The following is a 3,926-nucleotide window of genomic DNA, read 5'->3' as shown; positions in this document are numbered from 1 at the left end:
GACCGAGGCCGCGGGCCTCGAGGGCGCCATCCAGCAGCTCCAGGGCGTCGCCGGGGTGGCCGGGCAGCGGCTCGACATCAGCGGTGACGACCTCACCGAGGGCCTGACCGCCGGTGTCACTTCGGGTGTGGGCGAGGCCGCCGCGGGCGGTGTCGCCGACCTCGACGGTGTCTCGGGCGCGGTCCGGTGGGCCACCGACGTCACCACGGGCGAGGGTGCCGCCGAGGTCGGCCCCGAGGGCGCCAACCTCGGGGCGCACGCCGACACGCTCGTCGGCGGCGTCGCCGGTGTCGGTGGCGCTGGCCTGGACAGCACCGGTGGCGGCGTGACCGCCGACACCGTCGCGGGTTCGGCCAGCGGCCTTGTCGACGGCAGCCTCGACGGTGTGACTGGCGACCTGCGCCTCGACGCCGAGCAGGTGGCGGGCGCCGAGGGCGCGGGCTTCCTCAAGGCCGACACCGACGGTGCCGCCGGTGGCGCGGGCCTGGACACCGACATCGCCTCCGTCGAGGGCAGCGCCGTGGCCTCCGCGGACTCGCTGGCCGCGGGTGGGTCGGTCACCTCGCCGTTCGGCACCTACGGCGTCGAGCTGGCGGGCACCCCGACCACCCCGGCCGTTCCTGAGCTGGAGACCACGGGCGACCTCGCCGACACCATCGACACCGACACGATCACCCGCAGCAGCGAGGCCGCGGCCAGCACGGTCGCGACCTACGTGACCTCGGGTGGCGCGGCGCTGACGGGTGTCGCCCCGGTGGACGACCTGCCCGTCGACGTGCCGGCGGCCGACGTCGCCGGTGACCTGACCGACGACCTGCCCGTCGACCGCGCGGCGCTGTCTGGCGTGACCGAGAACGTGCCCGCCGGTGCCGGTGACCTGCCGATCGACGCCGTGCAGGCGCCGGTTGACGTGCCCACCGACGTGGCGGGGGCTGCCCCGGTGGACGAGGCCCGCAACCTGCTGGAGGACACCACCTCGGACCTCACCGAGAACCTCCCGGCGGACCTGTCCGACGTGCCCGCCGACCTGCCCGAGCTGCCGGTCGCGAACCCGCTGCCGGAGACCGACGAGGTCACCGACACCGTCACCGAGGCCGTGCCGCAGGATGTCACCGAGGCCGTCCCGTCGACGGTCTCGGAGGGCACCGCGGGCGTCACCGACACCGTCAGCGACAGCCCGCTGGGCAGCGTCGCCGACACCGGCGAGGACCTGCTGCCCGACACCGGCGTGAGCGACCTCGACCTCGGGCACTGACGCTCAGTGATCTCGACGCCGTAACAGGCCGGGCTCGTCTCAGTCACGAGCCCGGCCTGTACTGCGGAGAGTGAACAGGGCACACTGTCCGATCGATGACGGCTACGCCCTGGCTCGACGTGTTGGACGAGGCCATCCGGTCCTGCGCCGCGCACGACCGGCCTGACCTCGTGCGACGTCTGCGCGTGCGCCGCGCCGAGCTCGCCGGGCCGAAGGTCCGGGTGCTCGTGCTCGGTGAGTCGGGCCAGGGCAAGAGCCAGCTCCTCAACGGTCTTCTGGGGGCGACCGTGTGTGCGGTGGGTGACGACGTCACCACGACCGTCCCCGCCGTGCTCGAACACGCCTCCACCCCCGGCGCGTCGCTCGTCACCGGCGCGTCCACCGGCGCGTCGGTCGTTCCCGACGGGCGCGCCGCCGCTCCGGCGCGATCCGCCGGGCACCAGACCGGCTCCGGGCTCCCGGTTCCTTCCTCGCCGGCCTCCACCTCGGGCGTGCCCGCGCACCGTGGCGACCCCGGCGCTCCGTCCGGCCCGGCCGAGGCCGCCCTGCCCGTGCCTGCCGGGTACTTCTCCTCCTTCGGTTCTCCGCTCGACAGCCTCGTCCTCGAAGGGCCCGCGCTGCCCGACTCGCTCACCGACGACGGTGTGCGCACCCCGGTCGACGTCGATTCCGCGACCGCTGAGGGCAACCGGCGTTCCGACGTCCGCAGGGTCGAGATCGGACTGCCGCGCAAGCTGCTGGCGAACGGGCTCACGCTCATCGACACCCCGCCGGTGGGCAGGGACGTCGCCGTCGCCGGGCACACCCGCACGGCCCTGTCGGTGCTGCCGCAGGCCGACGCGGTGTTGCTTATCACCGACGCCACGCGGGAGGTGTGCGACTCCGAACTCGACCTCGTCGAGCAGGTGCTCGCGCTGTGCCCGACGGCCGCGGTGGTGCTGACCAAGACGGATCTGGTGCCCGAGTGGGAGCGCGTGGCCGAGCGCACCCGGGCGCGGCTGGCCCACCACGGGCTGCCCTCCACCGTCATCCCGGTCTCGGCGGCGCTGCGCATGGTCGCGGCGCGCTCGAACGACACGGCCCTGAACGAGGAATCCGGCTACCCCGCGCTGCTCTCCTACCTGCACAAGGAGCTGATGGGCAGCGTCGGCACGGTGCGCCGCCGGTCGGTGGGCGCGCTGACCCGGCTCTCCGTCGAGCGTCTCGTCGGTCCGCTGCGGGAACGTCTCGCGGAAGTGCAGCGTGGTGGCGACGAGGAGCTGACGGCGCGCTGGCGTGCGGCGAACAAGCAGGCCGAGCACCTGCAACGCGAGGCCACCCGCTGGCAGACCATGCTTTCCGACGACGTCGCCGACCTGACCGCCGACCTCGACTACGACCTGCGCGACCGGACTCGCAGGATTCTGCGCGAGGCCGACGAGTACTTCGAGGTCGCCGACCCGGTGAAGGACTGGCCCGAATTCGAGCACTGGCTGCGCGACAACCTGCGGTCGGCGGCGGAGGCGAACTCCGCGTGGCTGCTCGACCGGTTCGAGTGGATCGCCGACCGGCTCGCCGCCACGATCGCGCCGCGCGACCCCGACGTGTTCGCGCCCGGAGAGGTGCTGACATCGGTGCCGCGTGAAGAGCTCGAAAGCCTGCGGATGCCCAATGTGGAAAAGTTCTCGGTCGGGCAGAAGTTGTTCGTGGGCATGCGCGGCTCCTACAGCGGCCTGTTGATGTTCGGGCTCGCCACGACACTGGCGGGTATGGACTTGATCAATCCGATCTCGATCGGTGCCGGTGTCGCCTTCGGCGCCAAGAGCGTGTTCGAGGAGCGCGGCACGCGGCTCAAGCGCAGGCAGTCCACCGCGCGCACGGCCGCGCACCGGCACGTGGACGACTTCTTCCTCGCCTACGGCAAGCAGAGCAAGGACACCGTGCGGCTGATCCACCGGGAGCTGCGCGACCGCTGCACCACCGTCGCGCAGGAGCTGCGGACCGAGGTCACCGACGCGGCGCAGCGGATCAAGCAGGTCATCGAGGCCGAGACCACCGAGCGCACGAAGGCGAGCAGGGAGCTGACCAAGCGCATCGAGGAGCTGGAGCTGCTGCGCAGGCGTGCCGACCAGCTCGCGCCCTCGTCGTCGGTGCGAGGGCTGAGCGCGTGAGCGGTCTCGCCGAGCGGGCCTGGACGCTGCTCAACCAGGCCCACGAGGTGTACGCGGACAGTCCGCGCGCGACGAACTGGCTGCGGCGCCACCTCGCGCGTTTCTCCGAGCCGCTGCGGGTGGCCGTCCTCGGCGGGTCCGGGTCGGGCAGGACCACGCTGGTGCACGCGCTCACCGGGGGAGGGGCCTCCGGCGCCGCGGACGGACCGTCCTGGCACCACGTTCCCGCTGAGCGAGCCCGGCCGGAACTGGCCGTGCTCGATACCGCGCCCGCCCCGCCGGGGGAGGAGGCGCGGGTGGTCGAGTCGGCGGGCATGGAGGCCGACGCGGTGCTGTACCTGGTGGGGCACCCGCACAGCTCGGAGCTGTCCGTGCTGCGCGGGGTGCAGGAGTCCCCGCTGGCGCGGGTGGCGGCCGTGAACACACTGCTGGTGCTTTCGCGGGCCGACGAGCTGGGCGGCGGCAGGGTGGACGCGCTCGTCTCGGCCCGGCAGGTCGCGCGCCGTTGCGTGCGCGACCCG

General features: G+C 73.4%; 2 protein-coding genes and 1 pseudogene. All 3 read left to right on the top strand.

Annotated features, from left to right (window positions below; all coding sequences use genetic code 11):
• On the top strand, positions 1 to 1,255 hold a 1,255-nt coding region (locus SACSA_RS21535; protein WP_019813990.1), incomplete at its 5' end, for a hypothetical protein.
• A gap of 95 nt (positions 1,256 to 1,350) precedes the next feature.
• Positions 1,351 to 3,405: a hypothetical protein gene (locus SACSA_RS0104795; protein ID WP_019813988.1), complete on the top strand. Its 2,055-nt coding sequence runs from the start codon at positions 1,351 to 1,353 to the stop codon at positions 3,403 to 3,405.
• Positions 3,402 to 3,926, top strand: a pseudogene (locus SACSA_RS0104790) (hypothetical protein); the annotation flags it as partial. The gene SACSA_RS0104795 and the pseudogene SACSA_RS0104790, both read left to right, overlap by 4 nt.

Source organism: Saccharomonospora saliphila YIM 90502 (assembly GCF_000383795.1).
Taxonomy (GTDB): Bacteria; Actinomycetota; Actinomycetes; order Mycobacteriales; family Pseudonocardiaceae; genus Saccharomonospora; species Saccharomonospora saliphila.
This window is presented reverse-complemented; position numbering and strand designations above follow the sequence as displayed.

Excerpts from the sequence above, each read along its gene's own strand:
- SACSA_RS0104795 (WP_019813988.1), top strand. The coding sequence starts at position 1,351 with ATGACGGCTACGCCCTGGCTCGACGTGTTGGACGAGGCCATCCGGTCC.